We start from the raw sequence: 18,372 nt of genomic DNA on the forward strand, positions 1-18,372 counted from the left end.
TGCGCTGCAGGGGTGGTTTAGCCCCGTCTAGACCCACTCTAGACCCCTGTTAGACCCCCTCTAGGTCGGTTTAGACCCGGGTTTGCGTTCCGGTTGATCGCCGCTCTTCCACCATCCGTGGCTGCCCTGTCTGTCAGCAACCCTGGTGATGGTTTCATCGGCAAGATTGATCGAAAGCCCCCCGCTCCGCTCCAGCAACCGCCGGTCCGCCTTCAGCCAACGCGGGGCGCAGGAACGCGGCAGAAACCTTTCGGAAACAACGATATCGGCCTCGCGGCAGGCAGCAGCCAGCGCCCGCTCCTCAACCCGTTCGCGCCCTCTCCCCAGCAAGATCACCCAGTCCCGTCCGCCGCGATTTATCGTCACAGTGCAAAAGGCCGAAGAACAGCGCGCTTGCCGCCATTCGGCCAACGGCACGGGATCGGCAGCAACCCCGGCAAGCTCCATCAGATTGTCCCGCGTGTAGGTCGAACGGCTGTCGCGCAGGGACAGCAGGCGGCGCGATCCATCATCCGCGGTCAGCGTGATCCCCACCTGGCGCCCGTCTCCTGCCACCAGCAGATCGGGGATCGGGGTGGCCGCAACCAGTCCGCTCGCCAGCGCCACTGGCATCAGCCCCGCAAGCCGCGCACGCCCGCGCCACAGGGCCAACCAAAGCCCGCCGATTACGAATAATGCAATCGAAAGGTCGCTGATCTGCGGCATCAACGTCACCGCGCCAGCCTGTCCAGCGGTGAAGCGGGCAATGCCGATCAGCAGATCGAGCGAATGCTGCACGACCCACCAGCACGGCCCTCCCAGCCCGACTGTGTCGAGCAATAAACCCAGCGCAATCATCGGCATCGACACAAAGGTGACCAGCGGAATGGCCACCACATTGGCCAGCGCGCCATAGACCCCGGCACGGTGAAAATGGAACAGGACGATCGGCATCAGCGCCAGTTCGATCACCACCCCTGTCACAAACAGCATAACCACATTGCGTCCGGTGCGGTGCCACCACGGCTCCTCGCGCGGGGCGAGGAACCTGCGAACCGGGGCGCTGGTAGAGAGCGCGATAATCGCCAGAACCGCGGAAAAGCTCATCTGGAAGCTCGGCCCGATCGCGCTTTCGGGCCACAGCAGCAGCACGAACCCCGCCGCAACCGCAACCATGCGCAATGACAATGCCTCCCGCCCCAGGGCCAGCGCGCCCAGCACCAGCAGCGCAGCCACGCAACTTCGCACGGTCGGCACTTCTGCCCCCGTCAGCAAAGTGTAACCGACGCCCGCAAGCGCCCCCACGCCCGCCGCGACAACGGGTAACCGCACGCGCAAGGCAAGCGCAGGCCACAAGGCCAGCAACTTGATCGCCATGAAGTACGCTGCCGCAATCACCGCGCTGACATGCAGACCACTGATCGAAAGCAGGTGAGTGAGACCCGAATCGCGCATCGCCGCCTCGTCAGCCTCGGATATGCTGCCGCGGTCGCCGCTCGCAAAAGCCGCCGCAATTGCTCCCGCCGATCCATCGACCCGTGACCGGACATGCGCAGCGAGCCAGCGCTGCACGCTTGCAAGCCCGCCGGCCTCTGGTGCAGGCTTTAACACTTCAAGCCGGCCGACCATGGTGCCGGTCGCCGCCAGCCCCTTGAACCACGCGGCGCGGGCGAAGTCATAACTGCCTGGCAACATCGGGCTGGCAGGTGGCATCAACCGCGCACGCAGGCTGACAACTGCTCCTTCGGAAAGCTCGGTCGGGACTCCGTCCTCGCCAAAGCTGGTCAGCGGCACATTGACCCGCACCTTGCGCGCCGTCCCGCTTTCCGCATCACGCACGGCGAGCGTCAGGCGAATGCGCCCTTCGGCGGGCTGATCTTCGCGTTCAAGTACGGCGCCATGCAGACGCATCACCATCGGCCGCGCGATCGGTTCTGCCCCGATCAACTCCGAGCGCGCCCAGATCACACCGATCCCTAGGGCAAATACCAATCCGCAAGCCACCAGTGCGAGGCGCAGATTGGCGCGGGTCTCGTCAGCATCGCTTCCAGGGGGCCAGACAGCCAGCGCGCCCAGAGCCATCCCCGCGCCGCCAGTTATGGCCGCGCACCATTGCCATGGCCCCGGCAGGGCGAACCACGCCATGATCCCGCCCGCAAAGACAACCGCCAGCCACGGTGCGCGATCAAACCCGGCGCGGGTCAGAAACCCTTCCGCGGCATCCCCCATACTGGGAGCGGACCACGGCCCTGCCCCGCCTCCGGCGCTGGACATTCGCTGCGCGGTTTGCCAAGGCCGCCGCATTCCTCCGCCAGCGGCATCGCTGCCGCCCGGATCGTCCCCCATCGGTATGATCGGCACATCGCGCACAGGCTTGTCCCCCGACCGGCCCGGCTCAGTTAAAGCCAGCACCCAAGCCGCTCAAAGTGAACAGGAAATATCACCTCATGGCAAGCGAAAGCAGCACAGACGGCGCGGCTCTGGCCACCGAAGTTGTCACCCGTTTCGCCCCGTCGCCCACCGGATATCTGCACATCGGCGGCGCGCGCACCGCGCTGTTCAATTGGCTTTACGCTCGCCACCACGGCGGCCGCACCCTGCTGCGGATCGAGGATACCGACCGCAAGCGCAGCACGCAGGATGCGATCGATGCGATCATCGATGGGCTGGAGTGGCTGGGTCTGGACTACGACGCACCACCGGTTTTCCAGTCAGACCGTGCTGAACGGCACGCAGAAGTCGCCGTGCAGTTGCTTGAAGCGGGCCATGCTTACAAGTGCTTTGCCACCACCGAAGAACTTGAAGCCATGCGTGAAGAGCAGCGCGCCCAGAAGAAGCCGCTGCGTTATGATGGGCGCTGGCGCGATCGCGATCCGGCAGAGGCGCCGGAAGGCACGCCTTTTGTGATCCGCCTGAAAACACCCAACGAGGGTGAAATCACCATTCACGATCAGGTTCAGGGCGCGGTGACAGTCCGCAACGAAGAAATCGACGATTACATCATCTTGCGCGCCGATGGCACGCCCACCTATATGCTCGCGGTAGTGGTGGACGATCACGATATGGGCGTAACCCACGTGATCCGCGGCGACGATCATCTCAACAATGCGTTCCGCCAACTGCCGATCATCCGCGCGATGAACGAGATCGCCAAGGAAACCGGGCAACCCGGCTGGCCCGATCCGGTCTATGCCCATATCCCGCTGATCCACGGATCGGACGGGGCCAAGCTTTCCAAGCGCCACAGCGCGCTGGGCGTGGAGGCTTACCGCGACGAATTCGGCATTCTGCCCGAAGCACTGTTCAATTACCTGCTGCGCCTTGGCTGGGGCCACGGCGACCGTGAAGAAATCACCCGCGAGGAAGCGGTCGAACTGTTCGATCTGGCGGGCGTCGGCAAAAGCCCTTCGCGGTTCGACCTCAAAAAGCTCGAAAATCTTAACGGACATTATCTGCGTGAAGCCAATGATGCGCGCCTTGCCGCGCTGGTAGCGGCGCGGATCGGCGAACATGCCGATGAAGAATTGCTGACCCGCGCCATGGCGGTGTTGAAAGTGCGCGCCAAAAACTTGGGCGAAGTGGTTGAAGGTGCAGGCTTCCTGTTTGCCACACGTCCCCTCGCCATGACCGAGAAAGCCACTGCATTGCTGGAAGGTGATGGCCGCGCGATTCTCCGCAAGATTTACGAGGCCCTGCGGGGTGAAAACGACTGGACAAGCGAGGCGCTCGAAGCCACTACGAAGGCGCTTGCCGAGGAGCAGGGATTGGGACTTGGCAAGCTGGCGCAGCCGATGCGCGCGGCGCTGACCGGGACGACCACCTCACCCGGTATTTTCGATGTTCTGGTCCTTCTGGGACGGGACGAGGCCCTCGCCCGGCTTGAGGCTCAGGCTGCTTGACGCAGGCTGCGCACGATCGGATCGAGGCAAGGAATTTGGACAGGAGACACACTGTGGCAGACAAGCTGGCGAAACTCGAGCTGGGCGGGAAGACCTTGGATTATTCGGTGCTCGAAGGCAGCACCGGTCCCGACGTCATCGACATCCGCAAGCTCTACGCACAGACTGGCGCATTCACTTTCGACCCCGGCTTCACATCGACCGCCAGCTGCGAAAGCGCGCTGACCTATATCGATGGCGACGAAGGCGTGCTGCTGCACCGCGGTTACCCGATCGGCCAGCTGGCCGAAGATTCCAGCTTCATGGAAGTCAGCTATCTGCTGCTCAACGGCGAACTGCCGAGCAAGGACGAGCTTGACGACTTCACCTACACCATCACCCGCCACACTATGCTGCACGAGCAGCTCATGACGTTTTACCGCGGTTTCCGCCGCGACGCGCACCCGATGGCGATCATGTGCGGCGTGGTAGGAGCCCTGTCGGCCTTTTATCATGACAGCACCGACATTTCCGATCCGGAACACCGCAAGATCAGCTCGCACCGCCTGATCGCCAAGATGCCGACGATTGCGGCGATGGCGTACAAGTATTCGGTTGGCCAGCCCTTCGTCTATCCGGACAATTCGCTGAGCTACACCGGCAATTTCCTGCGCATGACCTTCGGCGTCCCGGCAGAACCCTATGTGGTGAACCCCGTGGTGGAACGCGCGCTGGACCGGATTTTTATCCTCCACGCCGATCACGAGCAGAACGCCTCGACCTCGACCGTGCGCCTTGCCGGCTCTTCCGGCGCAAACCCGTTTGCCTGCATCGCGGCCGGGATCGCCTGTCTTTGGGGCCCGGCGCACGGCGGCGCCAATGAAGCGGCGCTCAACATGCTGCGCGAGATCGGCACACCCGACAAGATCCCGCACTACATCGAGCGCGCCAAGGACAAGAACGATCCGTTCCGCCTGATGGGCTTCGGTCACCGCGTCTACAAGAACTACGATCCGCGCGCGACCGTGATGCAGCAGACCGTGCGCGAAGTGTTTGAATCGCTCAAGGTCACCGATCCGCTGTTCGAAACCGCATTGCAGCTGGAAGAGATCGCACTGAACGATCCCTATTTCATCGAGAAGAAGCTGTTCCCGAACGTCGATTTCTATTCGGGCATCATCCTTTCGGCGATCGGTTTCCCGACCACGATGTTCACCGCGCTGTTTGCCCTTGCCCGCACAGTCGGCTGGGTGGCGCAGTGGAACGAAATGATCAGCGATCCCGGCCAGAAGATCGGCCGTCCGCGCCAGCTCTATACCGGGCCGACGCAGCGCGATTATACCCCGCTCGACAAGCGTTAAACCGTAATGGCGGGGCGCGCTATTCGGCTGGCAGTTCCAGTCTGAAGAGCGCGCCCCCGCCCTCGGCGGGCTCCACTGTCAGGCTACCCGCCATCGCTTCGGCCAGGCGGCGCGAGATGAACAGGCCAAGACCTGAACCTTTGTCGTTCCCGCCATCAGTATCGCGCCCAAGGCGTTCGAACTTGTCGAAGATCCTCTCTGCCTGATCCGCTGCGACCCCTGGCCCTTCATCGGCCACGCATACCAGCGCCCGGCTATCAGCCCTTGCCGCAGCAGTGATCCGAACGACACTGCCTGCTGGCGAATAGGCAATGGCGTTACCGATCAGGTTGATGAGGATCTGCAGCACCCGGCGGAACTCGGCCATAGCCACGGCCTCGCCGCGCGCCGCATGCACCTCCAGGGCGATATCGCGGTTCTGCGCTCGCACGCCCAGGATGCCCGCCGCCCGCACGGCCGCATCAGCCAGATCGACCGGTTCGCGCGCGGTGCTAAAGCCGGGTGTTTCGACCACTTCGAGATCGGCCAGATCATCCAGCATAGCGGACAGATGCTGTCCGGCGCTGGCAATTGTGCCAGCATAATCGCTGTATTCTTCGCGCAAAGGCCCGGCAAGGCGAGCGCGCATGGTTTCGGCATTGGCGATGATCCGCGCAATCGGCTGGCGCAGCACTGGCGTCAGCGCCGTGCCGACAAGCCGTGTGGGCGAGGCTTCGGTTTCGGCAACCGCTTCCTGTGCTGCGGCGGGCGCGCATACCAGCGGCTCGTCTGCAATCAGCAGCAGCTCAAAGCCGACAGGGTTGATCACATCTGCCCCCAGCGGGATCAGACGAATGCGCCAGTGGCGATCCGAACCGGGAAAGCGGCAAGCGGCACCATCGAGCAGTCGCCAATGGAGCGGCTGATGATGACTGACCGCGCTGAGATCGACCAGATCCGTCCAGACAATCCCCGGCTGCGCGATTGCGGCCGCCTGAAGGCCCATGGCATCAGCTGCGATCACGCTCAGAACCTGCACCCGCTGGATGGCATCAAGCCGTGCGGTAACCTCGGCGGTAGCTCTGTCGATCGCATCGATCTGTTCGGCAAGTTCGCGGTCGCCGGGCGTGGTCTGCGCACTGCGCTGCCAGTTTTCGACCAGCACCTCGCAACCTCCGCCATCAGCCTGGCTCAAGGGATGGATGCGGGCGAAGCCGGAGACCAGCGCATCGCCATCAAAGGCGCTGAAGTTGCGCGCCAGTTTCAGCCCCATACGCCGCGCTTGCTGCACCAGTGAAAGCAACTCGGGGATCGCCAGTGTCCCTGGCAAATCGCCGCCGCAGCGGGTTTGCAGGTCTGCAAGCGGCTCATCGGCGCTCAGCAGCCTGTCATGCGTGTCTGTTAAGCCGCATGCGCCCAGCAGGTTTTCGTGCCGATCCATGGTATCCATCATGCTGCCGAGCCTGCAACCAGCAGCTCTGCCGCGCGGTTCGACGAAATGGCTGCAATCGCACGCGGCATCCGTGCGGCCGGTTCAACCAGCAGGAACTGCCGCTCAATCGCCGTTAGCGAAAGCTCGGCTGCCCGCAACGCGAGTGCAAGCCGCACGCCTTGTCCTTCGTGGCATGCAAGCACCCCTTCCCCGCGCGATTGATGGTTACGTGCTGCAAGAGCACTGGCAAACAGGGCGAGCCCCGCGTGATCAAGCGAAAGTGCTGCAAATGCCCCGCGCCGCATTGCCGCAACAAGCCGGGCAAGCAAGCCGAGCCGGCTGGTCGCCTCGTCATAGCCGGCTTGAAGTTGCGCAATTCCCGCGCATCCATTGTCTAGGCTGCGCGCCAAAACCGCATGAAACAGCTCTGCGGGTAGCTCTCCCAAGGGCAGTTCCATGCGCCGCTGGGTCTGGATGAAACGCGACTGGGCGGCCAGCACCTGCATTGCGAGGCTGGCAGTCGCTGGATCATCGGAAGCAATCAATTCCTGCAATAAGGGGGTCAAAACAGGATCAATCGCGTGTCGCTGCTGGAACCGTTCGGCCAGCAGGCTTTCATTCGCCAGCGCATGGCAGAAACCCAGTAACGCCTCGTTCTGCATCAAGGCATCGGCATGGTGCTCAAGCAATGCCGGGTTTGTTTCGGACAATGTGCGAATGGCCGGATCACGGCCTTCCATCGCGGCGATCAACTGGGCACTGCAATCACGGATCATCCCGCGCACGCGCGCAAGGATGGCATCGCTGAGCAAGGCCTGCGCCTCGCTCGCCAGCAGATGCCGCAAGACGGGGACAACCGCCGACATCGCGCGGTTTTCACGCGCGAGTTCACCCCGAAGGAGGGCCTCGACCTCCTGGTCGGCGGCAAGGTCGATGATATCTTCGCCCATCCTCGAAAGGCTTACCTCCACATAGTTAAATCCGCGTTAGTTCAATCACGGCCTGCGCGCAGCAGCAAACCTGCCAATAGCCCCAAGGCGAGACAGGCCAGCACTTCAGGAAACAAACCCACTGCCGCAGCCAGCGCGAGTACCAGCAACAGCGCTGCACGGTCGCTGGCGCTGACCGCCCATGTCGAACCGCGATCACGCCCGGCAAGGCGCGCCAAGCCGATCACCACCGGCCCGCACACCGCCAGCGCATTCCAGACAGGCCACGGAGAAAGCGCGAACCACAAGGTCGCAGCCGCAGCCAGATCGACCGCGACCGGCAACGCATTGGTGCTGTCAGGTTGATCGCCTCCTGTTCGTAGCTTTCCGGAGATGTCGTCGAAAGCTGCCGCCACAGCCGCAGCGAACGCACCGGCGCTGGCCAATGCGATGGCGGGAATTGCCCACCCGAACACCGCCATCAACAAACCCGTCAGGATTAGCATGATGGCGGAGGCGCCTGATATGACAGCACCCTGCGCCAGCCCCCGGGGCATCAGCGCGCGTACCAACACACCGGCAAGGCTTACCAATGGCGCGCGCCAGTCACTTTGAGGCGCAACTTTGGCAAGCATCAATCGTTCATGCGCCATGACTGCACCGGCGCAGTCTGCCAGCAGCCACGTTTCCGGCGCGACTTCTTGAGCCGAAAGTTCGCGACACGGTGTCCCGGCCTGCAAGGCAAGCCGCACCAGTACCGAAACCGGATCGGAATCGGCAGGAAAATCGGCGAGTTGCTGCACTGGCGCCCCGCGCATTATCAGCAATCCCGCCCAATGGCGCGTTGCATCAATCCGTTCGAAATCCTGCGGTCGCGCAGCAGCAAGCGGGTGATCATCAGGGATGGTGGCCACCATCCGGTGCCCGCCCGTTTCGCTTTGCGCCAGCGCGGCCATGACCGCCGGATCAGGCACCAACCCGTCTCGCAGAACGATCAATTCATCCTCGCTCCGCACCAATGCCGGGATCGCAGCAAAGCCCTGCAAAGCATGGAAGGTGCCACCGGCCCTCTCAACATCGTGCTGAAGCCGAAGCACTTCTCCCGTTGCGCTTTCAGCCAGACACAAAATACGCTCGGCCCCCAGCATTCGGAGCAAATCAACCTGCCAACCCAGCACAGAACGCCCGGCCAGCGGCAATTCGGCACGCAAATCACCCGCAGCAGTGCGAGTGACAGCAGCAATCAGGCCGATACGCATGGCTTTGTGTCTCCGCAGGCGGGTTTTCGACCCGCACGGAGTGGCGTGTTCGTCTCAGGGGTTCAAGCGGCTTTGCAACGCTCCGCCTGCATCAGGCGGCGCTTGACCGGATCAGCGCCTGGCAGCGCGAGCAAAACGTCCGAGCACGCCTTCGATCTCGCGGATCGCCATTGGCTCACCGGGCGCGGCGTGCAATGCAATTTCGGCGGCCTGCAACAGGTCTTCGGCGTGGAAACTGGCGGCCAAGCCTTTCAGACGCATGGCGGCGACATTCCAGTTGCCATCGCACCTTGCGCGCTTAAGCAGATCGAGCTGGCGGTTTGCGCTGTCAAGGAACGCCACACGCAATTCGCGCAGCAACACGGCATCATCGCCGGCCGCTGCCGCCAGAGTTGCATCAAGGGCTCCGTTATCAAACGCCATGTACAGGCTTTAATCGCGATTGGGTTAAAGCGGGGTTTATCCCGATTCCGGCTGTGGTATGAGTGTGCCATGGCAGGACAGCATCACATGCGCGCGTTGGGGCGCAAGGGCGACGGGGACAACACCGCAGGCGAGGCTGCGGGGATGGCGGAAAGCGCGCCGGACGCATTGGACCTCGACCTGGGCGAGATCTGGCTCGAAGAAGCCGAGCCTGCCGAGCAACCCACACGGTTCGGCTGGATTGCCCCCACGCTCGCGGTCCTTGCTGCGGCCGCGTGGACTGCCTTTTTCGGCTGGGCGCATAGCCCTGCGATACTGGCCCGCCCGGCACCCGACCTATGGGCGACTTTGCTGGTGCAATGGTCTGTGCCCGTCGCACTGATAGGAATTGTGTGGCTACTTGCGATGCGCTCGTCCCGCGCCGAGGCACGCCGCTTTGCTGCAGCCGCTGCGATGATGAACCAGGAAAGCGCTGCGCTGGAAGAACGGCTGAAAGTGGTGAACCGCGAACTCAGCCTCGCCCGCGAATTTCTCGCCGCACAATCGCGCGACCTTGAATCGCTCGGCCGGATCGCGGCGGAACGCATTTCAACGCACGCAGCGGAATTGCAGACGCTCATCACCAGCAACGGCGCGCAGGTCGATGCAATCGGTGCCACCAGCGACACGGCGCTGGGCAACATGAACCGCCTGCGCGAAGACCTGCCGGTGATCGCCAACGCGGCGCGCGACGTCGCCAATCAGATCGGCGGCGCGGGGCGCAATGCACAGGAACAGCTCGAACGAATGGTGTCGGGGTTCGAGCGGCTCAACACATTCGGCACAGCGAGCGAAGCTCAGGTGCGAAGCCTCGGCACGCGGGTGGGCGAGACCCTCACCGGGTTCGAGGATCAACTCGGCCGGATAGAAGCGCTGGTGGGCAAACGCTTCGTCGCATTGCAATCAGACGCCGAGGCCTATCGTGCGCAGCTCGACACGCTCGAGGCCGAGGCGCTATCCGCCCTGGGCGAACGCGCACGGCAGACATCTTCAGAAGCCGAGGCGCTCGCTGCGAAACTGCGCACCACAAGCGAAACGGTGCGTGTGCAACTTGAAGAAAGCATCGCCAGTCTGCACGCGGGACTGGTCGAAAAATTGCGACTGGTCGACGAAATCGACCAAGCAACCGGCGCTGCGTCGCAGAAGCGCATCGAACAGCTGCGTGCCGAAGTGGCTGACTTCGAACAGCAGATGGCTGAACGCAGCCTCGCGCTGGGCGAACAGATCGAACAGCGCCAGGCCGCATTCGAAACCCACGAAGCGCAGGCAAGCGAAGTGCTGGCACAGCGCCTTTCCGCCCTGGATGATGCACTTGCGCAGCGACGTGAAGCACAGATTGCCGATACCAACGAGTTGCTGGTTCACGGTGAGGCGATTGTCGCCAGACTCGATGAACTAGGACGATTGATGGATGCTATCGGCCAGCAGGGCGTAGCTGCTCGCGAAAGCCTTGCCGCGGGGCTTGGCTCGCTTGGCGAACAACTCGCGGAAAAGCGCGCCGCCCTCGCCGAAACAGAAGTACGGTTGTCTGCCCTGACGGAAAGCGGCATCCGCCTGCTGGAGATTATCCAGTCCGGCGCCCGCGCCACCCGCGAAGACCTGCCAGCAGCAATCGTCACCGCCCAGACCGCACTCTCTGCAGCCGAAGCACGGGCAGAAAATGTCAACCAGCTGATGCTGCAGTCAAGCCAGCAGGGCAGCGATCTGTCGGAATATCTACTTAACACTCGCAGCGAGATTGATGCGGCCGAAGGTGCGATTGCCCGGTTCAAGGATAAGCTTGCCGAAGGCAGCGAAGATGCCCTCGCCCGACTGCAAGGCTTGCGCGGCGGGTTTGCACGGCTGGCCGAGGAGAGCGGCGCGCTTGCCACCAGTTCGCAAGAGCAGCTCCGGGACGCGCTCGGCATGCTTGAAAACGCCATTACCCACGCGTTCGAAACGCTTGATCAGGGCGCGCGCGAAAAAACAATTTCCCTTGCCCAGACCATCGGGGGCGAGGCGGTAGAGGCGCTGGAGCGCAGCCTGCGCAGCGAGGCGGCAGCGACCATCGGCAAGCTGGAACAGGCAGCCGCCCATGCCTCGGGCGTTGGCAGGGAAGCGACAATCCAGTTGCGCGATCAGCTGGTGCGAGTGAACGAGCTCACCGGCAATCTCGAACAGCGCGTTGCCCACGCCCGCGAGCTGGCCGAAGAACAGGTGAACAACGATTTCTCGCGGCGGATGGCATTGATCACCGACAGCCTGAATTCGGCCGCGATTGACATCACGTCGGCGCTTTCGACCGAGGTTACGGACACGGCATGGGATGCCTATCTGAAAGGCGATCGCGGCATCTTCACCCGCCGGGCCGTGCGCCTGATCGACAATGGCACCGCCAAGGATATTGCTGCGCTTTATGGCGAAGATGAAACCTTCAAAGCCAACGTCAGCCGCTACATCCACGATTTCGAAGCGATGCTACGAGCTATGCTGTCCACCCGCGACGGCCACGTTCTGAGCGTGACAGTGCTGGGATCGGAGATGGGCAAGCTTTACGTTGCGCTAGCTCAGGCGATCCAGCGCTTCCGAAATTAACCCGCCGCAGCGGGCGGCTTGGGCAGAATGTCGATATCTGCGACCGTGATCCAGCCATAATGGTAATTGGCGACGAACAGGGCTGTCGCCAAAGCCGCTACCACCAATGCCCGTGCAGCAACCTTGGCCGGCCGGAAATCGACCGGGGCGCTTTCGGCTTGCCCCGGCACTTTTTCCACCCCTGCCTCATCAGCGGTACGAACACCGAATGGCAACATGACGAAGGCACTCATCACGAAAAACAGGAAGTAAATCGCTGCAATCGAAGTGATCTGCATCAGGCGGCAGCCCCGGGCATCACCACGCGGACCTGTGGTTTCTTCCCCGACCAGCGCTGCGCCGCACGCCGGGCGGCAAGCCGCGCAGCTTCGCGGATCACCGTTGTATCGCGCGCGTCCTTGCCCTTGAGCCGGTTGATCGCTGTCAGCACATCGCCGGATGCTTCTTCCAGAAACGCGGGCAGATCCTCATCGAGCGGCAGGCCGATTACCTCGATCACCGGCTTGGCACCCCGCGCAAGCACCACCACAAGCACGCCGTCTTGTGCGATCCGGCGGCGCATGGTGATCGCGTCGCCATTGGCAGGGGCGATGATATCGCCATCCAGCACCAGTCGGCCCGCGCGCACCTCGGCGAGCTTGCCAGGCTTGCCCGGGGCAAGGCGGACAATGTCGCCGTTCTTCTGCAGCACCTGCGATGGAATGCCGCTTTCCTTGCCGACCCGCGCCTGCTCGGCCATGTGGCGGATCTCGCCATGCACCGGCACCAGCACTTGCGGACGCAACCATTCGTAGAGCGCCTCCAGTTCGGGGCGCCCCGGATGGCCGGAAACATGGATGAAGGCCTGACGGTCTGTCACCATCTGGATCCCGCGGGCGGCCAGCTGGTTCTGGATCTTGCCGATCGGGATTTCATTGCCAGGAATCTGGCGCGACGAGAACAGCACCACATCGCCCGCGGCCAATTCGATCGGGTGGTTATTGTCCGCCATCCGGCCCAGCGCGGCACGAGGTTCGCCCTGCCCGCCAGTTGCGATGATCAGCACTTCGCCACGCGGGAGCCCCATTGCGGTATCGAAATTGACCGGGGTCGGGAAATCTTCAAGATACCCATTGTCCTGCGCCACATCGATAATCCGGTCTAGCGATCGTCCGGCAACGCAAATCTGGCGCCCGGTCTCGCGCGCAACTTCGCCCAGCGTGTGCAGACGGGCAACATTGCTGGCGAAGGTCGTCACGACGACGCGCTTGCCCTTGTGGCGCGCGACCTCTTCCATCAGCGCACGGTGAACCGCGCCCTCCGAGCCGGAGGGTTCGGGATTGAACACATTGGTGGAATCGCACACCAGCGCCAGCACGCCTTCATCGCCGATTTCGCGCAGTTCCTCTTCTGTCGCAGGCTCACCGATGATCGGTTCTTCGTCCAGCTTCCAATCGCCAGTGTGGAAGATGCGCCCGTGCGGTGTGTCGATGATCAGCGCGTTGCCTTCGGCGATCGAATGCGCCAGCGGCAGGTAGCTGACGGTGAACGGGCCAAGCTCGATCTCGCCGTGATCATCCTCGATAATGTTGAGTTCGACTTTACCCAGCAGGCCCGCTTCTTCGAGCTTGCGTGCCACCAGATCGGCGGTGAACGGCGTCGCATAAAGCGGCACGCCGAGTTCGCCCGCAAAATAGGGCACAGCGCCGATGTGATCCTCGTGAGCATGGGTCAACACAATCCCCAGCAGGTCTTTCGCACGCTCCTCGATGAAATCGAGATCGGCAAACACCAGATCGACGCCGGGATATTCTGTGCCGGAAAAGGTCATGCCCAGATCGACCATGATCCATTTGCCCTGACAGCCATAGAGATTGACATTCATGCCAATCTCGCCGGAGCCTCCGAGGGCAAGGAAAAGCAATTCGTCTTCCGGGGTAAAATCGTTTTTCACATTTTCTCTTACGTTGGGAACAGTCAGGCGGTTTCAGCCTGACGGGCCAGGATTGCGAGACCATCAAGAGTGAGATCTGCATCGACGTGATCGAAGATATCGGTCGCGTCATCGAACAATATGGCGAGTCCGCCTGTGGCTACAACCTTGGCCGGGCGACCGATCTCGGCTTTCATGCGTGCAACCATGCCCTCCATCATCGCGACATAGCCCCAGAACACACCGATCAGCATCTGATCTTCGGTGTTGCGGCCGATGACACTGCGCGAAGAAGGCGCGCGGATGGCGATGCGCGGCAGCTTGGCGGTCTTGCCGACCAGCGCATCGAGCGACAGGTTGATCCCCGGCGCAATCGATCCGCCTTTGTACGCACCGGCAAAATCCACTGCCTCGAACTTGGTCGCCGTGCCGAAATCGACCACGATCAAATCGCCGCCATATTTGTGATGCGCCGCGAGGATATTCAGCGCGCGGTCGGCACCAAGCGACGAGGGCTGATCGACATCAATCTCGAACTGCCACGCAGCCCTGCCCTGACCTGCAAACATCGGGGTGATGCCGAAATATTTCTGGCACAATACGGTAAGGTTATGATCGGCGCGCGGCACAACCGAGGCGACAATGATCTGCGTGATCGCTTCACGCGCCACACCTTCGATGGCGAGCAATTGCAGCAGCCACACCGCATATTCGTCACCCGTACGGCGTGGATCGGTGGCAATGCGCCAGCGCGCGCGGATGGTGTGCGTGCCATCCTCGTCATAAGTGAACAGGGCGAAGACGACATTGGTGTTCCCGACATCGGCAGCGAGCAACATTGGAGGCGTTCCTTTATTCAGGATATGTCGCCTGCGCGAATGACACGTTCGCTGCCATCCGCCAAGCGCAGCCGCAGGGCACCGTCGCTTTCTTCAAGCCCGGCAAAGGAGCCAGAGAGCCGCGACCCGTCAGTATCATGAACGGTCACAGGCGACCCCTGCGCATGGATCGAGGCACCGAGAAATCGGCCCAATGTCGCGCCCAGCCCGTGCATCCGCCAATCGGCAAGCCGGGCCGAAAAATGTCTTGCAAGGCTTCGGGCGAAATCTTCGGGCGGAAGGGGCGAGGCGACTTGGGCCAGCGCGGCGGTCTTGCGATCGGGCAAGTCGGGCGCGCGGGCGAGGTTGACCCCGATGCCTACCACGACCCGGCCTTTGACCATTTCGAGCAGGATCCCCGAAAGCTTGCCGCCGCCGAGCAAAACGTCGTTCGGCCACTTGAGCGCGAGGTCGTCCCTCTCCCCCAAAGCCTCGCCCGCTGCATCCCAGACGGCAAGTGCGGCGACGAAGCTGAGCGTAGCAGGAGGCGGGTCGCCCTGTGTCACCTTTACGGCACATGACCCCATGAAATTGCCCGCTCCATCGAACCATTCGCGGCCTTGCCGCCCGCGACCGGCAGTCTGACGCCGCGCCACCAGCCACCTGCCCTCCGGCCAAGCTTCACCCGCACGTATCGCGTTGGCGATATCGGCGTTGGTCGAGCCTGTTTCCTCAACCAGCGTGTTGACGGATGCGTCGATCAAACCGCGAGGAACAGCGAGGCAGCGGCCTTGTCGGCCAGATCGGTCAAGGAAGGCGTGAGCAGATAGCCCAGCGGCGAAATGATCAGGGCCGTCAGCCCCAACAGCGACCAATGCGCAGCGCCGCTCTTGCCCGTCACAACACCCGAGGGTGCGTCAAAAAACATCACTTTAACAAACTTGATGTAATAGAACGCCCCGATCACGCTGGCTGCAATGGCAATCGCGCCAAAGGCCACAAGGCCCGCTTCGACCGTCGCCTGAAACACCACGAACTTGCCATAGAAGCCTAGCAGCGGCGGAATGCCCGCAAGGCTGAACATGAACACCAAAAGCGCCCATGCAATCGCCGGACGAGTGACGGAGAGGCCACGAATGTCGGCGAAGGTTTCAAACAGCGCCCCATCATCGTCGCGAAGCATCAACAGCGCGGTGAAGCTGCCGATGCTCATTGCGACATAAATGAACAGATAAACGAGCATCGCGCTCGCACCATCGGCATTGGCCACTGCGAGGCCCAGCAGGATAAAACCGATGTTGTTGATCGACGAATAGGCCAGCAACCGCTTCAGGTTTTCCTGTCCGATTGCCCCGAGCGCGCCGAATATGATCGAAGCGAGCGCGGTGAACATCACAATCTGCTGCCAGGCGGGAACCTGCGCGCCGAACACTTCGAACACCACACGCGCGGTCAAAGCGACCGCGGCGACCTTGGGCGCGGTGGCAAAGAAGGCGGTGACGGGTGTCGGCGCACCCTCGTAAACGTCCGGCGTCCACATGTGGAACGGCACGGCAGACACCTTGAAGGCAAGGCCCGAAAGCACAAAGATAACACCGAACAGCGCACCCAGGCCCATTTCGCCAGTCAGACCGGCGCGAACAGCGGTGAAGCCCGTGCCACCGGTAAAGCCGTAGAGCAGGCTCATGCCGTAGAGCAGGATGCCCGAGGCCAGCGCCCCAAGCACGAAATACTTCAGACCAGCCTCGCCCGAACGTGTGTCGCGCCGCAGGATTGCCGCCAGAACATAGGCCGACAAACTGTTGAGTTCGAGCCCGAGGTAAAGGCTCATGAAATCATTGGCCGAAACCATGATGCTCATGCCGACCGCCGCGAACAGGATCAGCACCGGGTATTCGGCGCGCATGCCGCGTTCGACCCCGGCTGCCGCACTGTTGAAGAACGCAGGCGCGACCATCAGGGCAGCTATGGCGGAGAGGTAGATCAGCGCTTTGGCGAACAGCGCAAAGCTATCGATCTTGAGCAACCCGCCAAAGGCCAGCGTTGCCGGACCATCGGTGCCAAAATGCAGACCCGGTACCAGCAGAAAGCCGGCGACGAACAGTCCCGCAGCCGCTGCGATGGCGACTTGCCGCGCGGCCTTGTCGCCGCCCCATGCGGCAGCCAGCAGCAGCACAAGACCCGTGAAGCTTAGCAAGAGCTCGGGCAAGACGAGTGCAAAGGAGTGAGCGAAATCCATTAGTGCGCGCCCTCCTTGGCGCTCGAATGTTCTGGCATCGCATTGGCCGCCTCTGCCCGCGGAGCGCCCGCAGCCAGCGCTGCATCGCTTGCCGGGGCAGCAGCTGCAAGACGGGCATCGAGAACCGCAATATCGGCCCGCATCGGCGCGAGGAAGCTTTCGGGATAGACCCCCATCCACAACACAGCGGCCGCAATCGGCGCCATCATCACCCACTCGCGGGCACTGATGTCACGCATCGCGGCGGCATCCTCGTTGACCTGACCTCCAAACGCCACACGGCGATAGAGGTAGAGCATATAGGCCGCGCCCAATATTATCCCGGTGGTGCATATCAGCGCCACGAGGCTCGACGTCTGGTAGATGCCTGCCAGTGAAAGGAACTCGCCCACAAATCCGCTGGTGCCCGGCAGGCCGATGCTCGCCATGGTGAACAATAGGAAGAACAGCGCGTAATAGGGCATGTTGATCGCCAGCCCGCCGTAACGCGCGATCTCGCGGGTGTGGAGGCGGTCGTAGAGCACCCCCACGCACAGGAACAACGCGCCCGATACGAGGCCGTGGGACAGCATCACGATCATCGCGCCTTCAAGCCCCTGCACATTGAAAGCGAACAGGCCGACGGTCACGATCGCCATGTGCGCGACCGAGGAATAGGCGATCAGCTTCTTCATGTCGGCCTGCACCAGCGCGACCAGCGAGGTATAGACCACCGCGATCATCGACAGGGTGAATACCAGCCATGCGAACTGTGCAGAAGCCTCGGGGAACATCGGCAAGCTGAAGCGGATGAAGCCGTAACCGCCGAGCTTCAGCAGCACGCCAGCCAGAATAACCGAGCCCGCCGTCGGCGCCTGCACGTGAGCATCGGGCAACCAGGTGTGAAGCGGCCACATCGGCACCTTTACCGCGAAGCTCGCAAAGAAGGCCAACCACAGCCACGTCTGCGCCCCAGGCGGGAAGCTGTATTGCATCAGTGTCGGGATGTCGGATGTGCCGGCTTCGGCCACCATCCAGAACATCGCGATCAGCATCAGGACCGATCCCAGCAGCGTGTAGAGAAAGAACTTGTAGCTGGCGTAAATACGATTGTCCCCGCCCCACACCCCGATGATCAGATACATCGGAATGAGGCCAGCCTCGAAGAAGACGTAGAACAGGAACAGGTCCTGCGCGGCGAAGGTGCCGATCATCAGCACTTCCATGAACAGGAAAGCGGCCATGTATTCACCGACGCGCTTCTGCACCGATTCCCAGCTGGCCAGAATGCAGACCGGCATCAGGAACACGCTGAGCACGATCAGCATCAGCGCGATCCCGTCGATGCCCAGTGCATAGCTGAAGCCTGCAAACAGGTCAGCCCGCTCGGTGAACTGCCACTGCGGGCCGCCGATCTGGTAATTGGACCACAGCACGACGCCCAGAACAAACGTAACAAGCGTCGCTCCGAGCGCGATCCAGCGGGCAGCATTGCCACCTGAAAACAGGCACGCGGCTGCCCCTGCCAGGGGCACGAGCATCATCAGAGACAGGATGGGAAGGCCTTCCAT

Annotated in this window: 14 protein-coding genes; 3 read left to right on the forward strand and 11 right to left on the reverse strand. The window is 62.5% G+C overall.

Annotated elements, in window-relative coordinates; genetic code table 11:
- Positions 1 to 60 precede the first annotated feature (60 nt).
- Entirely contained in the window at positions 61 to 2,391 is a 2,331-nt protein-coding gene (locus IP79_RS03530) for a ComEC/Rec2 family competence protein (RefSeq protein WP_233994062.1), read from the reverse strand.
- A gap of 35 nt (positions 2,392 to 2,426) precedes the next feature.
- Between IP79_RS03530 and gltX the strand changes: the two genes are divergently transcribed.
- Positions 2,427 to 3,878 (forward strand): glutamate--tRNA ligase, encoded by a 1,452-nt coding sequence (gene gltX / locus IP79_RS03535; RefSeq protein ID WP_054117830.1) that lies wholly within the window; start codon positions 2,427 to 2,429, stop codon positions 3,876 to 3,878.
- Between the two features lie 53 nt (positions 3,879 to 3,931).
- Positions 3,932 to 5,218 carry a citrate synthase gene (locus tag IP79_RS03540; RefSeq protein ID WP_054117831.1) on the forward strand — a complete coding sequence of 429 codons (1,287 nt, stop codon included), beginning with the start codon at positions 3,932 to 3,934 and terminating at the stop codon, positions 5,216 to 5,218.
- 19 nt (positions 5,219 to 5,237) lie between these two features.
- Here the strand turns inward: IP79_RS03540 and IP79_RS03545 are convergent, their stop codons facing one another.
- From IP79_RS03545 to IP79_RS03560, 4 genes are all read right to left on the reverse strand, one after another.
- The gene (locus tag IP79_RS03545) at positions 5,238 to 6,650 is read right to left on the reverse strand and encodes a sensor histidine kinase (RefSeq protein ID WP_233994063.1); all 1,413 of its coding nucleotides are present in this window, start codon (positions 6,648 to 6,650) and stop codon (positions 5,238 to 5,240) included.
- Positions 6,647 to 7,579, reverse strand: a complete 933-nt coding sequence (locus IP79_RS03550) for a hypothetical protein (protein WP_054117832.1) — start codon at positions 7,577 to 7,579, stop codon at positions 6,647 to 6,649. The genes IP79_RS03545 and IP79_RS03550 overlap by 4 nt, the downstream gene beginning before the upstream one ends.
- 41 nt (positions 7,580 to 7,620) lie before the next feature.
- A complete protein-coding gene (locus tag IP79_RS03555) occupies positions 7,621 to 8,817 on the reverse strand; it encodes a hypothetical protein (protein WP_054117833.1) in 1,197 nt (398 codons plus the stop codon).
- Positions 8,818 to 8,928: 111 nt separating this feature from the next.
- Positions 8,929 to 9,240, reverse strand: a complete 312-nt coding sequence (locus IP79_RS03560) for a hypothetical protein (RefSeq protein WP_054117834.1) — start codon at positions 9,238 to 9,240, stop codon at positions 8,929 to 8,931.
- An 87-nt stretch (positions 9,241 to 9,327) separates the two neighbouring features.
- On the opposite strand from IP79_RS03560, the gene IP79_RS03565 reads away from it, so the two are divergent.
- Positions 9,328 to 11,853 carry an ATPase gene (locus IP79_RS03565; RefSeq protein WP_233994064.1) on the forward strand — a complete coding sequence of 842 codons (2,526 nt, stop codon included), beginning with the start codon at positions 9,328 to 9,330 and terminating at the stop codon, positions 11,851 to 11,853.
- Here the strand turns inward: IP79_RS03565 and IP79_RS03570 are convergent.
- From IP79_RS03570 to IP79_RS03595, 6 genes are read right to left on the reverse strand one after another with little or no spacing between them, the layout of a single operon-like run.
- Positions 11,850 to 12,131 (reverse strand): DUF1467 family protein, encoded by a 282-nt coding sequence (locus tag IP79_RS03570; RefSeq protein ID WP_054117836.1) that lies wholly within the window; start codon positions 12,129 to 12,131, stop codon positions 11,850 to 11,852. The two genes, IP79_RS03565 and IP79_RS03570, sit on opposite strands and share 4 nt — an antisense overlap.
- Positions 12,131 to 13,786, reverse strand: coding sequence for a ribonuclease J (locus IP79_RS03575; protein ID WP_197273723.1), 1,656 nt, complete (start codon positions 13,784 to 13,786; stop codon positions 12,131 to 12,133). The genes IP79_RS03570 and IP79_RS03575 overlap by 1 nt, the downstream gene beginning before the upstream one ends.
- Before the next feature lie 23 nt (positions 13,787 to 13,809).
- Positions 13,810 to 14,604: a type III pantothenate kinase gene (locus IP79_RS03580; RefSeq protein ID WP_054117837.1), complete on the reverse strand. Its 795-nt coding sequence runs from the start codon at positions 14,602 to 14,604 to the stop codon at positions 13,810 to 13,812.
- 17 nt (positions 14,605 to 14,621) lie between these two features.
- Positions 14,622 to 15,347: a biotin--[acetyl-CoA-carboxylase] ligase gene (locus tag IP79_RS03585; RefSeq protein ID WP_233994065.1), complete on the reverse strand. Its 726-nt coding sequence runs from the start codon at positions 15,345 to 15,347 to the stop codon at positions 14,622 to 14,624.
- Complete coding sequence (gene nuoN, locus IP79_RS03590) at positions 15,344 to 16,822, reverse strand: NADH-quinone oxidoreductase subunit NuoN (RefSeq protein ID WP_054117838.1); 1,479 nt, start codon at positions 16,820 to 16,822, stop codon at positions 15,344 to 15,346. The genes IP79_RS03585 and nuoN overlap by 4 nt, the downstream gene beginning before the upstream one ends.
- Positions 16,822 to 18,372, reverse strand: a complete 1,551-nt coding sequence (locus IP79_RS03595) for an NADH-quinone oxidoreductase subunit M (protein WP_054117839.1) — start codon at positions 18,370 to 18,372, stop codon at positions 16,822 to 16,824. Before IP79_RS03595 ends, nuoN begins: the two co-directional genes overlap by 1 nt.

This window comes from Porphyrobacter sp. AAP60 (genome assembly GCF_001296025.1).
GTDB lineage: Bacteria > Pseudomonadota > Alphaproteobacteria > Sphingomonadales > Sphingomonadaceae > Erythrobacter.

Coding starts and splice junctions, on each gene's coding strand:
- gltX (WP_054117830.1), top strand. CDS start 2,427: ATGGCAAGCGAAAGCAGCACAGACGGCGCGGCTCTGGCCACCGAAGTT.
- IP79_RS03545 (WP_233994063.1), bottom strand. CDS start 6,650: ATGATGGATACCATGGATCGGCACGAAAACCTGCTGGGCGCATGCGGC.
- IP79_RS03550 (WP_054117832.1), bottom strand. CDS start 7,579: ATGGGCGAAGATATCATCGACCTTGCCGCCGACCAGGAGGTCGAGGCC.
- IP79_RS03555 (WP_054117833.1), bottom strand. CDS start 8,817: ATGCGTATCGGCCTGATTGCTGCTGTCACTCGCACTGCTGCGGGTGAT.
- IP79_RS03560 (WP_054117834.1), bottom strand. CDS start 9,240: ATGGCGTTTGATAACGGAGCCCTTGATGCAACTCTGGCGGCAGCGGCC.
- IP79_RS03565 (WP_233994064.1), top strand. CDS start 9,328: ATGCGCGCGTTGGGGCGCAAGGGCGACGGGGACAACACCGCAGGCGAG.
- IP79_RS03570 (WP_054117836.1), bottom strand. CDS start 12,131: ATGCAGATCACTTCGATTGCAGCGATTTACTTCCTGTTTTTCGTGATG.
- IP79_RS03580 (WP_054117837.1), bottom strand. CDS start 14,604: ATGTTGCTCGCTGCCGATGTCGGGAACACCAATGTCGTCTTCGCCCTG.
- nuoN (WP_054117838.1), bottom strand. CDS start 16,822: ATGGATTTCGCTCACTCCTTTGCACTCGTCTTGCCCGAGCTCTTGCTA.
- IP79_RS03595 (WP_054117839.1), bottom strand. CDS start 18,372: ATGGAAGGCCTTCCCATCCTGTCTCTGATGATGCTCGTGCCCCTGGCA.